At 42.9% G+C, this 16,278-nt stretch carries 14 protein-coding genes and 1 riboswitch; of the genes, 6 read left to right on the plus strand and 8 right to left on the minus strand.

From position 1 onward, the window contains the following. Nucleotides 1–70: 70 nt before the first annotated feature. Together AACU28_RS15320 and AACU28_RS15325 are read right to left on the minus strand one after the other, a co-directional pair. Nucleotides 71–1,099 carry a methionine synthase gene (locus tag AACU28_RS15320; RefSeq protein ID WP_121603166.1) on the minus strand — a complete coding sequence of 343 codons (1,029 nt, stop codon included), beginning with the start codon at nt 1,097–1,099 and terminating at the stop codon, nt 71–73. A gap of 45 nt (nt 1,100–1,144) precedes the next feature. Next, nucleotides 1,145–2,122, minus strand: a complete 978-nt coding sequence (locus AACU28_RS15325) for a DUF1852 domain-containing protein (RefSeq protein WP_029222390.1) — start codon at nt 2,120–2,122, stop codon at nt 1,145–1,147. 343 nt (nt 2,123–2,465) lie between these two features. On the opposite strand from AACU28_RS15325, the gene AACU28_RS15330 reads away from it, so the two are divergent. Both AACU28_RS15330 and AACU28_RS15335 read left to right on the plus strand, forming a co-directional pair. After that, nucleotides 2,466–3,275, plus strand: a complete 810-nt coding sequence (locus AACU28_RS15330) for a sulfite exporter TauE/SafE family protein (protein WP_054542162.1) — start codon at nt 2,466–2,468, stop codon at nt 3,273–3,275. A gap of 226 nt (nt 3,276–3,501) precedes the next feature. Then, a complete protein-coding gene (locus tag AACU28_RS15335; RefSeq protein WP_121603167.1) occupies nt 3,502–4,506 on the plus strand; it encodes a metal-dependent hydrolase in 1,005 nt (334 codons plus the stop codon). A 102-nt stretch (nt 4,507–4,608) separates the two neighbouring features. On the opposite strand, the gene AACU28_RS15340 is transcribed toward AACU28_RS15335, so the two are convergent. Beyond that, nucleotides 4,609–6,081, minus strand: coding sequence for a carboxypeptidase M32 (locus AACU28_RS15340; RefSeq protein WP_029222940.1), 1,473 nt, complete (start codon nt 6,079–6,081; stop codon nt 4,609–4,611). A gap of 298 nt (nt 6,082–6,379) precedes the next feature. Between AACU28_RS15340 and AACU28_RS15345 the strand changes: the two genes are divergently transcribed. After that, the gene (locus AACU28_RS15345) at nt 6,380–7,015 is read left to right on the plus strand and encodes a LysE family translocator (RefSeq protein WP_017077131.1); all 636 of its coding nucleotides are present in this window, start codon (nt 6,380–6,382) and stop codon (nt 7,013–7,015) included. A 154-nt stretch (nt 7,016–7,169) separates the two neighbouring features. Here AACU28_RS15345 and AACU28_RS15350 read toward each other — a convergent pair whose 3' ends face one another. The 4 genes from AACU28_RS15350 to AACU28_RS15365 form a co-directional block, all read right to left on the minus strand. Continuing rightward, entirely contained in the window at nt 7,170–8,645 is a 1,476-nt protein-coding gene (locus tag AACU28_RS15350) for an aerolysin family beta-barrel pore-forming toxin (RefSeq protein ID WP_121603168.1), read from the minus strand. A 576-nt stretch (nt 8,646–9,221) separates the two neighbouring features. Beyond that, a complete protein-coding gene (locus tag AACU28_RS15355) occupies nt 9,222–9,683 on the minus strand; it encodes a hypothetical protein (protein ID WP_121603169.1) in 462 nt (153 codons plus the stop codon). Then, a complete protein-coding gene (locus tag AACU28_RS15360; protein ID WP_121603170.1) occupies nt 9,680–10,558 on the minus strand; it encodes a winged helix-turn-helix domain-containing protein in 879 nt (292 codons plus the stop codon). Before AACU28_RS15360 ends, AACU28_RS15355 begins: the two co-directional genes overlap by 4 nt. Before the next feature lie 376 nt (nt 10,559–10,934). Beyond that, on the minus strand, nt 10,935–12,305 hold the full coding sequence (locus tag AACU28_RS15365; protein WP_102456111.1) for an alanine/glycine:cation symporter family protein: 1,371 nt from the start codon (nt 12,303–12,305) through the stop codon (nt 10,935–10,937). 128 nt (nt 12,306–12,433) lie between these two features. Continuing rightward, a riboswitch (glycine riboswitch) is annotated at nt 12,434–12,568 on the minus strand. Between the two features lie 301 nt (nt 12,569–12,869). Here AACU28_RS15365 and AACU28_RS15370 point away from each other — a divergent pair. The 3 genes from AACU28_RS15370 to AACU28_RS15380 all read left to right on the plus strand — a co-directional run bounded on the left by AACU28_RS15370 (nt 12,870) and on the right by AACU28_RS15380 (nt 14,501). Further along, nucleotides 12,870–13,028, plus strand: a complete 159-nt coding sequence (locus tag AACU28_RS15370; RefSeq protein WP_004733573.1) for a hypothetical protein — start codon at nt 12,870–12,872, stop codon at nt 13,026–13,028. Between the two features lie 172 nt (nt 13,029–13,200). Then, nucleotides 13,201–13,935, plus strand: coding sequence for a chromosome partitioning protein ParA (locus AACU28_RS15375; RefSeq protein WP_102548786.1), 735 nt, complete (start codon nt 13,201–13,203; stop codon nt 13,933–13,935). Nucleotides 13,936–14,258: 323 nt separating this feature from the next. Continuing rightward, nucleotides 14,259–14,501 carry a hypothetical protein gene (locus AACU28_RS15380; RefSeq protein WP_102488449.1) on the plus strand — a complete coding sequence of 81 codons (243 nt, stop codon included), beginning with the start codon at nt 14,259–14,261 and terminating at the stop codon, nt 14,499–14,501. A gap of 143 nt (nt 14,502–14,644) precedes the next feature. On the opposite strand, the gene AACU28_RS15385 is transcribed toward AACU28_RS15380, so the two are convergent. Then, nucleotides 14,645–16,186: an alanine/glycine:cation symporter family protein gene (locus tag AACU28_RS15385; RefSeq protein WP_121603171.1), complete on the minus strand. Its 1,542-nt coding sequence runs from the start codon at nt 16,184–16,186 to the stop codon at nt 14,645–14,647. Nucleotides 16,187–16,278: the final 92 nt, after the last annotated feature.

Consider the following 16,278-nt stretch of genomic DNA (forward strand, 5'->3'; position numbering starts at 1 on the left):
GAGTACGGAAGCCTAAGCATCAATGTGATACTTAGGCTTCAGGGGATAGCGTTTGTTCTTTAGGAAAGCGTTACGCTGAAAGCTCTTTACGAACGATCTCTGCTCCAGCACTGAGCGCATTAAGCTTCGCTGAGGCAATTTCGCGAGGCAGGGGTGCCATGCCGCAGTTGGTGCAAGGGTAGAGCCTATCGGCATCAACGTACTTAAGTGTTTCTCTAAGAGTGCTAGCCACTTCTTCTGGTGTTTCAATGGAATCGGTAGCCACATCGATTGCACCGACCATCACTTTCTTACCTCGTACCAGTTCAAGTAGCTCAAGAGGTACATGAGAGTTGTGACACTCTAAAGAGATGATATCGATATTCGATTGCTGCAGCTTAGGAAATACTTCTTCGTATTGGCGCCACTCGGTGCCTAACGTTTTTTTCCAATCCGTATTCGCTTTAATGCCGTAGCCATAACAAATATGTACTGCTGTTTCGCACTTAAGCCCTTCAATGGCTCTTTCTAAGCACGCGATGCCCCAATCATTCACTTCATCAAAGAACACGTTAAACGCAGGTTCATCGAACTGAATAATATCAACGCCTGCTGCTTCTAACTCTCTCGCTTCTTCGTTGAGGATCTTCGCAAATTCCCACGCCAGTTTTTCACGGCTTTGGTAATGCGCATCGTAAAGTGTATCTATCATGGTCATAGGCCCCGGCAGAGCCCATTTAATCGGTTGATCCGTTTGCTGACGTAAGAATTTCGCATCTTCAACAAACACGGATTTCTGACGAGAAACAGGGCCAACGACTGTAGGAACACTTGCATCGTAACGGTCGCGGATTTTAACGGTTTCACGCTTTTCAAAATCAACGCCATTCAAGTGTTCAATGAAGGTCGTTACAAAGTGCTGACGTGTTTGCTCACCGTCACTCACAATATCAATGCCTGCTTGCTGCTGCTCGTGCAGAGAGACACGCAGCGCATCTTGTTTGCCGTCTGTGAGTTCATCGCCTTGAAGTTTCCATGGCGACCAAAGCGTCTCTGGTTTTGCAAGCCAAGACGGTTTCGGCAAGCTGCCCGCTGTTGAAGTCGGTAATAGTGTTTTCATAATAATACTGCCTATCCTTGGGTGGTTTGAGAGCGCAATAGGCGATTAAAGTGCGTAATTTGCCGACCAGTTCTCTAGAACTGATTGGTACGGCTTAATGAATTTCTCTTCTGCGAATTTACCTTGTTCAACAGCTAGCTGGCTTCGCTCTTCACGGTCATACACAATTTGAGTCAGCGAGTGATCCAAGTTTTTCAAGTTTGGTTGGTAACAGTTGCCTGCAACCGCGTTCGCGTTGTAAATCTCAGGACGGTAGATTTTCTGGAACGTACCCATTGTGCTGATGGTGCTGATAAGCTCGAGGTTAGAGTAATCGTTCAGCAGATCACCAAAGAAATAGAAGGCCAAAGGTGCAACACTGTTTGGCGGCATGAAATAACGAACCTGTAAGCCCATCTTCTTAAAATATTGCTCAGTTAAAGAAGACTCATTCGGTTGGTATTCAAAACCTAATACTGGGTGTTGGTTTTCAGTGCGGTAATAGGTTTTATTATCTGACACGCTTAAGCAAATAACAGGTGGCTTATTAAAGTTCTTTTTGTAAGCGTCAGAGTTAACGAAATATTTAAATAGCTTGCCGTGTAAATCACCAAAATCTTCTGGAATGCTGAATTTATCTTGGCCTTTATTATGATCCAATAGACGTACGCTAAAGTCATAATCTCGAACATAAGAAGAGAAGTTATTTCCGATAATACCTTCAATACGCTCGTTCGTTTTTCGGTCCAGGATATTGGTTTTCAGTACTTCAATTGAAGGGAATGCTTCGCCGTTGCTTTCAATGTCCATATCAACAGAAATGATTTCAAGCTCAACAGAGTAACGGTCGCCCTTAGGATTGTCCCAGTGTGCTAACGCGTTGAAACTGTTATCGATCATTTGTAGCGCATTACGCAAGTTCGCTTGGCGGCTGTCGCCTCTAGCCAGGTTAGCAAAGTTGGTTGTGATACGCGTGCTGTCTGCAGGCTGGTAGTTTTCGTCGAGGCTAATGCTCTTAATCGTAAAATTAAATTCTTTATTCATGCTGATTTGGTATCCCAATTTGTTTGCTGATTCTCTCGGTCTTTAGTATTAAAACGGCTTTTATTTTTTGCTTGTGACCGGATTAAGAATCGAAGGCTATGCTGTCTGACATTAATGCTTAGCAGAATTAATGTCGTATAAAGTTAATCGCTTAAGGTTTTTATACGTTGATAGGTTCACCATTAACAATGGTATTACTTCACATTGAACATGAGGAATATTCATGATCTATTCTGTTTGAATATTTAAGCCGGTGTCAGTTATATTAATTAGCTTGATGGAAATATAACCACATTAATAGTGTGTTATTTAAGACGATTAATTTAATTAAGAGATGGATGAAATGAGTGAATTGCTGTTGTTGATTTTATACTGTGCATTATTAGGCAGTGGTGTTGGTTTTCTTGCCGGGCTTTTGGGGATTGGCGGAGGGCTGATCATTGTTCCGGTGCTAAGCAGCATTTTACTTCACTTAGAGATTCTACCTGCGGATCAAGTGGTTGTTGCGGCCATCGCTACTTCGTTGGCATCGATACTGTTCACCTCAACTTCTTCTGCACTTGCTCACCACAAGAATGGAAACGTGCCTTGGGATCTGGCGCCTTGGATCATGCTCGGTGTTGCTCTAGGTGCACTGGTTAGTGGCTTTATGGCGGCTCTGTTGCCGGAAAAAGTCGTTCGTATTGTGTTCGCCGTGAGTGTGGTTCTTATTGCGATCAAGATGTTCTTAAGCAGTAAAAATGATGCACCTAAGGAACGAAAACTGCCAAACAAGGGCGTGCTAACTGTGCTGACAACCATTACGGGTGGCTTGTCTGCCATGATAGGCATTGGTGGTGGTGCATTGCTGGTTCCGCTATTAACGTTCTTCTCTGTCGATATGAAAAAGGCCATAGGTTGTGCCTCAGCTTGTGGCATTGTGATCGCGCTATTTGGCTCGATAGGTTACATCAGTTCAGGTAGCAGCCACTTTGCTCTATCAGACGGTTTTGCTGGCTTTGTTTATCTGCCTGCGCTGTTGGGTATTGTGTGCACGTCTTGGTTTACGGCTCCGTTAGGTGCAAAAGCAACCAACCATTTACCTGTTCCGACGATTAAGAAAATCTTCTCAGTACTGTTGGTTGTTATCGCGGCAAGCATGGTGGCGCGTTAATTAAAGACCGTTCAGTGTGAATATATAGAATAAAAACGAATAAATTGATCAACCACCAATAATTAGAAAAGGGCAGTTTCATAACTGCTCTTTTTTTGTTTATCGGTCTATGCTTATACAGCTATGTACATGAGTATATTGATAAAACCGTTTAGTTATGAGCAGTTCACCACTATAGCTAAATGTATCTTGTTTGATTCAACGGAATGCTATCAATGAGTGATTTATGGATCCTTTAACGCAGGGCGTGTTAGGCGCTTCTTTGTCACAATCAGCCAGCAAAAAACAACATTTGGTTGTTGCTGGGGTATTAGGGCTGCTCTCCGGGTTGGCTCCAGATTTAGATGCACTGATTAAGTCTCAAAGTGACCCTTTGTTGGCTTTGGAGTTTCATAGACAATTTACCCATTCACTCTTCTTTATCCCCATTGGCAGTTTGATCTGTGCTTTGGCTCTGCATCATCTCATTGCAAAAAGGCGCGGGCTTTCTTTCAAACAAAGCTGGCTGTTTTGTGCTTTGGGTTATGGCACTCATGCACTGTTAGACGCTTGTACCACTTATGGTACGCAGTTACTTTGGCCTTTCACCAACGCACGTTTTGCTTGGAACACCATCTCAATCATCGATCCTGCTTATACGCTTCCCATCCTAGTGTTGCTTGTGTGTGCAACGTTGAAACGAGCGCCTTGGCTAGCGCGTGTCGCATTTGCTTGGGCGCTAATTTATCCAACGTTAGGGATGATTCAGCGAGACAGGGCAGAGGCGGTTGGGTGGCAATTAGCGCAAGAAAGGCAACACACACCGATTCGATTAGAGGCAAAACCAAGCTTTGCTAATATCTTGGTTTGGAAAGTGGTGTACGAAACAGAGGCTCAATATCATGTAGACGCCGTGCGGTTTGGCACATCGGTAAACGTATATCCCGGAGAGTCGATTGCGAAGCTGAACGTTAGCAGGGATTTACTTTGGCTTGATCCTGACTCTCAACAAGCCAAAGACATTGAGCGCTTCCGCTGGTTTTCAAATGGTTATATTGCTCAGGACCCAACAGACGAGCTACGTATTATCGATGTCCGATATTCAATTGTACCGAATCAAATGAAAGCACTTTGGAGCATCAAGCTATCAAAAGCAGTTGATGCAAATACGCATGTAAAATACGAAACGCACAGAGACAACACTCCAGAATCGAGACAGATCTTCTTCGATATGCTTACTGGCGATAAATGAGCTAGTTTTAAACAGTAAAAAGGCTGAGTCAGATAATCTGCTCAGCCTTTTTTATTCGTCTATTACCTAGTTTTATTTGTTCGAAAACTCTTTAATAAAACATTAAAGGTAACGGCTTCTTAGGTGGTCTTTGAAGTATTGCGCATTCAAGGTTTCACCGGTTGCGCCTTTCACCAAGTCATCGGTGTTAAGCAGGCTGCCTTTACTCCAAATATTCGATTCTAACCAAGTGAAGATAGGTGATAGGTCGCCACTTTCAATCACAGCGTTCACATCGACAGTTTTCTTCATTGAAGCCATGAACTGAGCCGCGTACATAGCGCCTAATGTGTATGAAGGGAAATATCCAAAGGCTCCATCTGTCCAGTGGATATCTTGCATACAGCCGTTAGTGAAATTACCTTGAGTACTTAAGCCAAGGTATGACTGCATCTTGGTATTCCATAGTTCTGGCACATCGGTGTGTTTGATCTTTCCGTTGATCAAGTCACGTTCAATCTCGTAGCGCAAGATAACGTGTGCAGGGTAGGTGAGTTCATCAGCGTCGACACGTATGAAGTCTTTCTTCACGCGAGTGTAGATCTTCTGGAAGTTCTCTTTCTCAAACTCTGAACCTGAGAATTGCTGCCCCGCCAAGTTTGCTAAGTGTCCGATGAATGGGTCGCTGCGGCCAACTTGCATCTCGAAGAACAAAGATTGAGATTCGTGGATGCCCATAGAGCGCGCTTCGCCCGCTGGTTGGCCTGCTAGGTGCTTTGGTAAACCTTGCTCATAACGTGCGTGCCCAGTTTCGTGGACAATGCCCATCAATGATTGAACGAATTCCGCTTCATCGTAGCGGGTTGTGATTCGCACATCTGAAGGTACGCCACCACAGAATGGGTGAACACTTTCATCCAAACGACCGTGTTCAAAATCGAACTGAAGCAGCTTCATGACTTCTAAACCCAGTGCTTTCTGTTTCTCGGTTGAATAGGTGCCAGATGGCGCATTAAATTGCTCGCTCGACTGCTTTTCGATCACTTCATCAATCAAGCCTGGAAGCCAAGTTTTAACGTCTGCAAACAAGATATCAAGCGAAGCAGAGCTGGTGCCCGGTTCATAGATATCCAGCATTGCATCATAAGGCGTTAGGTTCGCTGCATCGGCGCGTATCTGCGCTTCTTCACGAGATAGCTCAACCACTTCACGCCAGTTCTTTTCGAATCCAACCCAGTCGTTGTTACCACGTTGGCTTCGCCATGCATGTTCACATTTTGAACCCGCTAGAGATTTCGCTTCAACCAGTTTTTCTGGAAGTAGGTTCGCTTGTTGCCATTGGCGTTTAATTTCACGTAGAGACGATTGTTGCTCGCCATTTAGCGCTTCGTTTTCAGCGTCTGCAATCCAATCGCCAAGCTGTGGTTGTGTCATCAACCCGTGAATATGAACCGAAAGTTCGGCCATCGCTTCACTACGAGCTTGGTTACCACCGGCAGGCATCATTGAAGCTTGGTCCCAACCACAAATAGAGGCGAGGTGTTGAAAGCGTGAACATTTTTGAGAGTGCTCGACTAGTTTTTTGAATGCGCTCATTTGACTACTCTTAATTTGGTTTCTTTAAATGATCCCTAGGACAGCGTCAGCTTTAAGGTTCATCTCTGGTGTACTTTGATTATGGCTCTGCTTTTTAATGACGCTGACCTTCGCAGTCGAAGATATAGCGATAAAAGCATGAGGCAGTACGATGCCTAGAATTTACTATTTCTTAACAAATCAAACTGTTCCATTGTGCACAAAATCAGTGACTTGTATAGCAGATGGCAATTGTTGCTTGCGAATTGTTCAGATAAGCGGTATTGATGATAGTTCGCTGAACAACAATGACAATAATATGGATATTTTGAACTTTGAGGCATTTCTAATTGCCATCACTATTTTAACGCTAACGCCGGGCTTAGATACGGCTTTGGTGATTCGCAACACGAGCCGCTCGGGTTTATCTGACGGTGTTATGACGAGCTTTGGTATTTGTAGCGGCCTTTATGTACACGCCTTTTTCTCTGCTGTGGGTATTTCTGCAATTCTTGCCCAGTCTGCTGAACTCTTTCAAGCCGTTAAGATGGTGGGTGCGGTTTACCTCATCTGGCTTGGCTTAAGCAGTTTACGCGCTTTGATGAAAAACGGTGGCGGTTTGAAGGTTGGTGAACAAGCTCAGCAAGCATACAGTGCAAAACGTTCTTTGCGTGAAGGCTTCTTGTCTAACGTTCTTAATCCCAAAACAGCGGTTTTCTATTTGGCCTTTTTACCTCAATTTGTAAACCCTGAAGGTTCGCCTTTATTGCAATCTATGTTGATGGCTTCGGTCCACTTTATGATTGCGATGGTGTGGCAATGCGGCTTGGCTGGGGCACTTAACTCAGCTAAAAACTTGCTCAAGAACGCGAGTTTTATGAAGTGGATGGAAGGTGTGACGGGTATGGTGCTGGTGGGGCTGGGTGTTAAGCTTCTGATGGAAGAGCCAGTATAACCTGAACCGTTTTGGGTATAGGTTATTGAGAGTCGTCCTAAAGGCTCTACACAATTGAATTAAAAAGAAGAAAGCCCACGTCAGGTTTGTATATAAACACTGCCGTGGGCTTTTTTGTTATTGGTAATTCGAGTGTTAGATGTGAGCCACTGCGTTATTCAACAACGCTAATGTTCATCTCAGCACCTTCAAAACCTAAGTCACTCAACTCATCTGCATTGAAGTTGGTGGTAACTTCGATATCGCCAATGCGCTCAGTGGTTTCGTTGACTGAATCAACACTTCTTTTGCTTCGAACACTGTTAGTAATTGGTGTCGCTTGGCCAATCTCAATGGTGCCTGCAAATTGAGATTCAGCGTTGAAATCACCGGATACGTAGGAGTGGAATGGGCGTAAGCTTCCTCCAGTCGCGTACTGCATGCTTGATAAACCGGCTTCTTTGATCGCCCAGCCCCAGTCCCACCATTTCGTTTCGCCTGGGATGTATCGGTGATCCCATTGGTAGCGAATATCGGCTGATTCATTGCTGCTGCGGCCCATAGTGAAGGTGTGAGTTTTGTACGGGCGGTTGTCTGGGTGGGTGTGCCATGCGTTACCACCCCAACGAAGGAAGCCGTTAAATTCAACATCGTAACTGATGTCGGCGTTGAATCGGTAAGGATAAGAGATGGTTGAACGATACAGCTCAACTCGAATCGGCAGTTCTGAATTCGCTGGAACCATAGGACGAGCTTGAAGTGTGACTTGCTCACTCGTGGAGTTACCATTGGTTTCAGCGAAGCTCTGATTCGCTTCTAATTTAATCGTTAGCTTAGTCTCGCCAACCAAAGGCCATTTGAATGTATTCTCTGTTTGAACACTTTCGGAGAACCCATAGCTATTCGTTTTCGACCAATTTGTAGACTCATCGACTTTTAGGTCGACAACGACTTGCTGCGCGATGTCGCTTCTGTTTCTCGCGGTAGCGTAAACTGTTTTAACCAGTTCACGATCGGACTCGACGACATCGCCGTGCCAAAAGTTATTGTCGTTAACGGTGTAGGTAAAGTTGTCGACGGTGATCTTAGTCTTTTCGTTACAGCGATAACCATCACAAGAGCCACTGTTGTTGCCTTGTATTACCCAAGAGTCACCCGAGCGCTTAATCGTCATGTCCTCACCAACATACTGACTGTTGTTACCGCCAACCCATGCATAACCTAGGTTGTGAGCTAGATAGCTAAGAGGGCGTACAAAATCATTGCGGTTGTTCACTAAGTCATATTCAACGTCTATCTCGCTGCCTTCTGTGACGGCTTTAGCAGAGTAATTTGGTATTTCAGATTGGTCATTGTTCGGATAACAGAACGTCGACCCGCTATTTGATTGTTTAATTTCGCCATGATAACCCGGCCCCATGATTACCCAGTTTCCTTTTAACCCAGTAATCTGCCAAGTGCCCATACGAGCGACCAAAGCACTCTTCTGCTCTTCGGCTTCATAACGGTCTAAAGGACGATAACCAGAGCGACATACATCTTCACCAAGTTGGTCAAACACTATTTGGTCCGGGTACACCTTTGCGTTTACACCGGTTGATAGAACAGACAACACTGCGGTTGCTAAGAGACTTCTGTTTATACTAATCATTAACAATTCCCTCGTTTGTAATTTTTCTATTTTGATAATGTTTTGTGTGCCGTGTAGTTAACAAGACAAGTTCACTTTTTCATGTTGATAAATAGATAGATACTGAAAAGGCTTGAATTAATTTGCCCTTTAAATTCATCGGGTTGTATTGTTGAATGTGTTTATATGGTGAAAGTGTGTGCAACTTAAAGGAAATTATTTGATGGGGCTCAAACCGTTTTTAGAAAAATAGAGTGTTATTATTTTGGCTTAAACGTCAAAACGCTTTGATGTTATTTCGTTACGCTTGATGTTATTTCGTTACGCTTGATGTGAATGGTTAAGTAGAAAGCTAGATATAACCATTCACAATGTTCGTAACTTTAAGGTGGTTATTTAACCATAAGGAGTCTAAATCTAGATTGGATATCTTGATGTGCGACCTTTTTAACATTGAAACACCTTAAGTCAGGATCAAGTCGTCATTGTATTACTGATAGATGAATAAAAATAACCATCCGTTTTCTATGTGTAATATCGACAAGGATCGTCATTTGATAATAAAGTAGCGGTTGCTGGTGGCCAAACTGTTCCTAATTATCGCTTAGCCAGAAGTTGTGTTCGGCCTGTATTACACGTTTTTATTATGGCAAATAAATCATTTGAACTTAAGATATCAATCTTTACCGTTAATGGGTCATTGTTGATTAAAAGATAAGGTGACAATAGGCTGTCATTCATTGTTTTATTTATTTTTTGTACAGAGACTAAGTCGATGGTGCCAGATATAGAAAAGAAAAATGATTGAGAAGGGTTAGCTTTTCCTTTGAATCTCAGGACAATCGGGTTGGGCATGTTGTCGTATTGGACTGACATAAGATGCAGGACTTCGTTGTTACTTATTTTTGTTAATCCATCGGTACGTAATACATTGTCATCCACTATGAAGTCCACCACGCTATGTTGATAGCGATGCTCTTCTTTTGGTTGGGGCGAAGGGATATTCCATATACCAACTAATAAAGCGAATGCGGAAATGAGTGCAACGAATGGCATCATAGCTGGCCTCTCTCTAAGAATAGCGCCAGTTCGGTGCTGGCTTGATCCAATTGTGTTGACGTGTAAAAGATATTGACAGACTGGCGTGTTGCTTTGTTGAGTACGGAGAGTTCTGAATAGCCGGGCTCTTCGCTAACGTACGCCACACAATCACATTGATACTGATAGAGGATCCTTTCTAGCTCAGGAGTCATCGCCATTTCAGGATCTTGGAAAACTTGCACTTGACCAATCCACTGCTCGTTGAGTCGATTAACAGGGTTGATATCAATGAGGTTTCTCTCATTAACTTTAGCGAAAGCCAACAACGCAGATGCCAGCAGCAAACATCCAGTAGTGAAATAACACAGTCTATTTCGGTATGAGCCGACTTGATGATAAGCAGGTGTCGCCTGTTTAGATTCAGATTCATGGCTACTTGCAAGAGAGAGCGCAATACTGCTTTGACCTTGTGAACTGTCATGACCTAGTGAACAGCGATTACCTAGTGTACCGCTATGACCTAGTGAACTGGTATGACATAGTGATATGTGGTCGCTCACTGGAGTGAGAGGAATAGTGGCTCCAATTTGTGGTTGCGATTCGATCAAGACACAACCATCGATAAGGCGGTAACCAACCTTTGGCACAGTCACGATTGGCGTCTCTTTGATACCGAGCTTAACGAATCCTTGGCGAAGCAAGCTGATACATTTCGCTAGTGACGTATCACCAATGAATTCGCTTCCCCATGCGAAACTAATAATATCTTGCTTGCGCACAATTTCGGGAGATTTTTTAAGTAATAACTCTAAAACGCGAGTCTCACGATATCCTATTTTAATAGAACGTTCGTCGTTATAAATACGGTTTTTAATTGGGTCAAATCTGATCATATAGCCAACATTTTATTTTTATTATAATTCTCTCAAGAGTGTAGATGACTATAAACTGACTCATATGTGAATTAAAGTCACATATTTTATTATGGTGTCTTTTTGTGTGGTTGGAACAAAATGTTTCTTATTCGTTTATGATAAAAATGACGCTATTTAGACACAACCTGTTAAATATAAGTAACATCTAATTAAGCGTTGGTTTTATTAGTGGCCTTTTTATTAGTCTTTGCATTATTTTAATTAGAACAGTCGCCGAATAAATATCTTATTATATTTGTGGGTATATAGGGCAAGTAATAATGTAGTCACTTTAAGTGTTGAATCAATAAAAAAGCCCGCATTTATTGCGGGCTTTGTATTCAATCAATTCAAGTTATGCTTTAACGGCTTCACAATCATTTGAAGAAGTTAAAGGTTTGAAGAATAGCTTTGTTTCTTCGATGACAACGTGGCGTAACAAGATAAGACCGATTAGGTTAGGAATAGCCATTAGGCCGTTCACGATATCCGCCATCAGCCAGATCATGTCGAGCTTTAGGAATGCACCAGAGGCAACCAACGCAATGAAGATGATTTTGTAAGGCAGTACGGCTTTGGTACCTAGTAAGAAAACAACACAGCGCTCACCATAGTAGTTCCAGCCTAAAATCGTTGTAAACGCAAAGAAGATTAAGCCAATCGAAACTAACATTGGACCTAAAGTATCGGCGTTTAAACCCACAGCGAATGCATGAGTGGTCATCGCTGCACCAGAGAGGTCGGTTTGCCAAGCACCCGTTAAGATTAGCGCCAAGCCTGTCATCGTACAGATGATGATGGTGTCAAAGAAGGTACCTGTCATCGAGATAAGGCCTTGCTTCACGCACGAGTCCGTTTTAGCCGCTGCTGCTGCCATAGGCGCGCTACCTAGACCAGATTCGTTCGAGAATACACCACGAGCGATACCTGATTGGATAGCAAGCATGATGCTTGCACCAAAGAAACCACCGGTTGCAGCGGTGTTGGTAAACGCAGAGGTAACCACAAGGGTAATGGCATTCAGTAGTTGGTCGGCATTTGAAACCAGCACGCTCAAACACGCGACGATGTACATAATTGCCATGGTTGGAACCACTTTTCCTGCCACCTTCGCGATAGATTGAATACCACCAAGGGTTACAACTGCCACCAATATCGTAAGAACGACAGCAGACATCTCACGAGAAGCACCAAATGAAATTTGAGTTGCGTCTAAGATTGCGTTGACTTGTGGGAAGGTACCAATACCGAAGCAGGCAACACCTAACGCGAAGATAGCGAACATTACCGCTAAGATTCGTGAGCCGACACCGTATTGCAGGTAGTACATTGGGCCGCCAACCATTTCGCCATTGCTATCGGTTCTGCGGTATTTAACGGCAAGTAGACATTCTGCATATTTGGTCGCCATACCAAATACAGCGGCAAGCCACATCCAGAATAGGGCACCAGGGCCACCAATCTTGATTGCGGTCGCTACACCAACGATATTACCTGTACCAATAGTTGCGGAAAGTGCAGTACACAAAGCGGCGAAACTCGATACGTCACCCGTACCTGATTTGTCTTTGGTGAACACCATTTTTAGCGCAGTTGGAAGGTGTCTAAACTGGAGTAAGCCTAAGCGAAAAGTAAAGTAGATACCTGTACCCACTAGCAGAATAAGCAGTGGTGGTCCCCAAACGAATTGGTTGATGGTTTGAAGTGTAGCTTGTAGATGGTTCATAGTTTCCCCTTAATAAATATAAAATTTAAGGAGAAGAGGGAAGGCAGTGCAGATCACAGGGATCGATAGCACTACTTAATACATACGGATTTCTAGATAGAATTCTTTTGTTAATTAAGGCTGTTGCTTTCCACTCCTCTGTCCTTTTGCCTGAGAGTTTCACTTAGCGAATCACTTATAGATAAGTAACGGGCACTAAGCTTGCTCCTTCGGCGACCGCTTGCTACAAAAAAAGTAGTACGGTTCTCTCCAGAGGTTCCTCCAACGACAGTCCTCACTTTTCTGGATTTCTCCAGCACAAAGCGCCTGAAAGATTTACTTCTTCGGCGGGTTTATCTAACTAAATGTTAATATTTAGTTAAAAACCACTCTCCTGCAGTCTTCATCGGAACAATTACCTAAATAATTAGGTAATCTGTAGGCGTATCCTAGATCATATAAAATGTGATGTCAGCTACAAAATATCTGTTTGCTCAAATGTTGTTCAACTAAATGATCAAACAACGAGTCTCTGACGTAACTTGCTTATTTAAATGGTATAAAATAGAGAAACAAGGAGGAGTTATGACTCGATTAATAGCGATTGTTTTTTTATTGGCTTTGGCATTTGTGCTGTTTCGTTACCGGACAAACGAAAAACTGCAAAAATGGGTAGTGATTGTTATCGTTAGCAGCTTCCTTTTGTATACTGCCAGCCTGATGATTTCGGAGTTAACTCGTTAAATCTGTCTGTGAGCAGATAGGATAAACGTGTTAGCAAAGCTCAAGTGCTTCGGGCTTGGGCAATAGGTTTAACTGAGCTTAAAGTATCAGTATCAGTATCAGTATCAGTATCAGTATCAGTATCAGTATCAGTGACCGTGTAACGTTAAACAAATTTTTGGGAGTACCCGCAGTGAACCAGCAATCTGGACAAAGCGAACAAGATGAAGTGGTTGTTATTGAAGAACGCGATAAGCGCAGTCAGCTTTATATCGGCATTGCTGCGGTTATAGGTTTGGCGTTAGGTGGCTTGATCGGTTCTACAATCACGGCTTCGAAGTGGGAGTCCACTTATCAGGTACTCGAAACTCGTTATCAAGAACTGCATGACAGCAAAACACAGTTGATGACATCCGTTGAAAGTAAAGTGGCAAAAGTCGATACCGAAATCGATGCAAAAGTAGAAGCCGCTCTAGTAAAACAAACAGAAGAACATCAAAAAGAGCTCCAAGACCTAGCGAAGCAGTCTTCGGTTTTAGAGAAAGCGAACTACTCGTTAGAGCAGCAGCTAAACGAACAGAAGCAAACGTTAGAGCAAACTCAGCAAGACAACCAGAAACTTAATCGTCAGGCTGACATGCAATCGACCTTGTTTGAGCGTTCGCGTGAAGTTTTCCGAAAAGAATTACAGATCTCTCAAGAACTTGAAAAGCTTGAGAAAGAAAAAAATGAACTTGAGCAGAACCTTGGTTCTCTAAAGAAAGCGTGCGACGTTTTCTTAGATGGCACATCATGGGATGCTAAATCTGACGCGTGTGAGAAGCAGGATAACGCCAACTCTCGTCTGAGTGATATCAGACAAATGATTGAAGTCCACACCATGGATCTTAAGCAGATCAAAACGCTCACTGAAGAGATGGGTCTATAAGCCACAGGCTTTAATCAACCCAAAGATAGTTTGCAGTAAATATTGAAACGCCCACATCACACACGTGATGTGGGCGTTTTGCGTTTTCTCGACAGTATAGATCCGGTGCTTTCTCATTATTGATTATTTGAGTGTTTTCATTGTTTGCTTAGATATTTGTGAATAGTTACGTATATCCACAACGATATGTTACTTGTTGTCTATTAAATGACTTTGCATACATATTTTCAGATCAGAGTCGCTGCATAATAGTGCTGTTCAGGATGAACACGCAGTCGATTGCTAGCTCGCATTTGGCTGCTTTGACGACAAGGGATGAAGTGATGCCAGAGTATCTTTGTGAGAACTGCACCATAGCTTATTGTTTCGATGATTGTTGTTCGCCATTAGCGCAAAAAGATATGATCGAAGTAGAAGAATTAGTTCGTCGTTTCGACGTTGAACACGATGATGAAAAGAGTGAAAAGAGTGAAAAGAGTGAAAAGAGTGAAAAGAGTGAGCAGGGCATTGAGGATAGCAACTCGCCTAATCATTCAGGCATAAAAAATCCCCACAAGCAAAGCTAGTAGGGATTTGGATAAGTTGCAGTCCTGTTCTCGCTTTCTCAAGCAAAGGGTCTTACAAAAATTTTTAGAACAGTCTCGTTTATTAGAACTGTATCGTTATGAGACCTAAATTAGTTATTAGATCAACATCATTCCACTAAATGTTATTTATCGTAAGTTTTGATTTCACCTGATTTCACACGAGCAACAAATGATTGCAGTTCTTTCTTCACAACAGGCATTAGGAAGTACAGACCAAGAATGTTGAAGATAGACATCGCAAAGATAGCCGCATCAGAGAAGTCGATTACCGCGCCAAACTGAATCGTCGCACCAATAACAACAAACACACAGAACATCACTTTAAAAATCAGTTCCGTTGTTTTGCCTTCACCAAATAGGTAAGTCCAAGCCTTAAGACCGTAGTACGACCAAGAAATCATCGTCGAGAACGCAAACATGATTACCGCGAGAGCAAGTGTGTATTTAAATACTTCTGCCGTTTCAGTAAATGATGCAGCAGTAAGCGTTACACCCGTTAAACCTGTTCCATCATATGGACCTACGTTTAAGCCAGCGATAGTGATTACCAATGCCGTCATTGTACAAATGATTACCGTATCAACGAATGGTTCTAGTAGTGATACAAGACCTTCAGTGATTGGTTCTTTTGTTTTAACTGCTGAGTGAGCAATTGCTGCTGAACCTACACCTGCTTCATTTGAGAATGTTGCACGTTTTAGACCTTGGATTAGGGCACCAATAAATCCACCAACCACACCTTCACCGGTAAATGCACCTGTAAAGATTGCGCTGAACGCAGGGCCAACTTGATCAAGATTAGAACCGATAACAATCAGAGCCATACCGATGTACAGAGCAGCCATCCAAGGAACAACTTTTTCTGTTACGGACGCAATAGAAGGCATACCGCCAACTATAACGGAAAACACTAAGGTAGCGAGTACAAGCCCTGTGATGACACCGTATTCACTTGGTACATCGAATGCGTAAGTTAACATGGCATGTGCTTGGTTAGCTTGGAACATGTTACCGCCGCCCAACGCACCTAAAATACACATTAATGCAAAACCAATTGCAAGGGCTTTACCTAGTCCACCGAGTCCTCTTTCGCTCAGGCCTTGGCTTAGGTAGTACATTGGACCACCCGAAACGACACCTGAAGGTAAGATAGTTCGGTATTTTACACCTAAAGTACACTCACAAAATTTAGACGCCATACCCAGAAGACCACACAAGATCATCCAGAATGTCGCACCAGGGCCACCAATCGCAAGTGCAGCACCAACCCCGGCAATATTACCAAGTCCGACAGTACCAGAAAGCGCAGTTGTTAACGCTTGAAAGTGAGAAACTTCGCCATCCTCTTTGGAGTTAGGGTCGGTATACTTTCCTTTGATAATGTCTATGGCCATGCCAACACGTTTAAATTGAACAAAGCCAAAATAAACAGTAAAGATAATCGCGGCGAGCAATAGCCAGCCAACAATGATTGGGAAGTTTGCTTCACCAAGTGGAATACTTTTAAATATTAATCCAACGAACCAACCTGTGTAGTCATTGAAAAAACCATCAACACTTTGGCTCAAGTTACTGATACTTTGACTAAATGATCCTTCTTCTGCAAATGCACTGGAACTAAACAATAATATAAACCCAAAAAATAATTCACGTAAGTTTTTCATGGTTTTCCCTGTCTTTTTATTAAATTATGTTTGCTGCTGTTGTGTTTGTTTTTTATTTGATTTTTTACATTTCAGTGGTTTATCTACTTCAT

It is taken from the genome of Vibrio sp. SBT000027, from assembly GCF_963894355.1.
Taxonomy (GTDB): domain Bacteria; phylum Pseudomonadota; class Gammaproteobacteria; order Enterobacterales; family Vibrionaceae; genus Vibrio; species Vibrio splendidus.

Coding starts and splice junctions, on each gene's coding strand:
- AACU28_RS15370 (WP_004733573.1), top strand. CDS start 12,870: ATGACTCGATTAATAGCGATTGTTTTTTTATTGGCTTTGGCATTTGTG.
- AACU28_RS15345 (WP_017077131.1), top strand. CDS start 6,380: ATGGATATTTTGAACTTTGAGGCATTTCTAATTGCCATCACTATTTTA.
- AACU28_RS15350 (WP_121603168.1), bottom strand. CDS start 8,645: ATGATTAGTATAAACAGAAGTCTCTTAGCAACCGCAGTGTTGTCTGTT.
- AACU28_RS15380 (WP_102488449.1), top strand. CDS start 14,259: ATGCCAGAGTATCTTTGTGAGAACTGCACCATAGCTTATTGTTTCGAT.
- AACU28_RS15360 (WP_121603170.1), bottom strand. CDS start 10,558: ATGATCAGATTTGACCCAATTAAAAACCGTATTTATAACGACGAACGT.
- AACU28_RS15340 (WP_029222940.1), bottom strand. CDS start 6,081: ATGAGCGCATTCAAAAAACTAGTCGAGCACTCTCAAAAATGTTCACGC.
- AACU28_RS15320 (WP_121603166.1), bottom strand. CDS start 1,099: ATGAAAACACTATTACCGACTTCAACAGCGGGCAGCTTGCCGAAACCG.
- AACU28_RS15335 (WP_121603167.1), top strand. CDS start 3,502: ATGGATCCTTTAACGCAGGGCGTGTTAGGCGCTTCTTTGTCACAATCA.
- AACU28_RS15330 (WP_054542162.1), top strand. CDS start 2,466: ATGAGTGAATTGCTGTTGTTGATTTTATACTGTGCATTATTAGGCAGT.
- AACU28_RS15385 (WP_121603171.1), bottom strand. CDS start 16,186: ATGAAAAACTTACGTGAATTATTTTTTGGGTTTATATTATTGTTTAGT.
- AACU28_RS15365 (WP_102456111.1), bottom strand. CDS start 12,305: ATGAACCATCTACAAGCTACACTTCAAACCATCAACCAATTCGTTTGG.
- AACU28_RS15325 (WP_029222390.1), bottom strand. CDS start 2,122: ATGAATAAAGAATTTAATTTTACGATTAAGAGCATTAGCCTCGACGAA.
- AACU28_RS15355 (WP_121603169.1), bottom strand. CDS start 9,683: ATGATGCCATTCGTTGCACTCATTTCCGCATTCGCTTTATTAGTTGGT.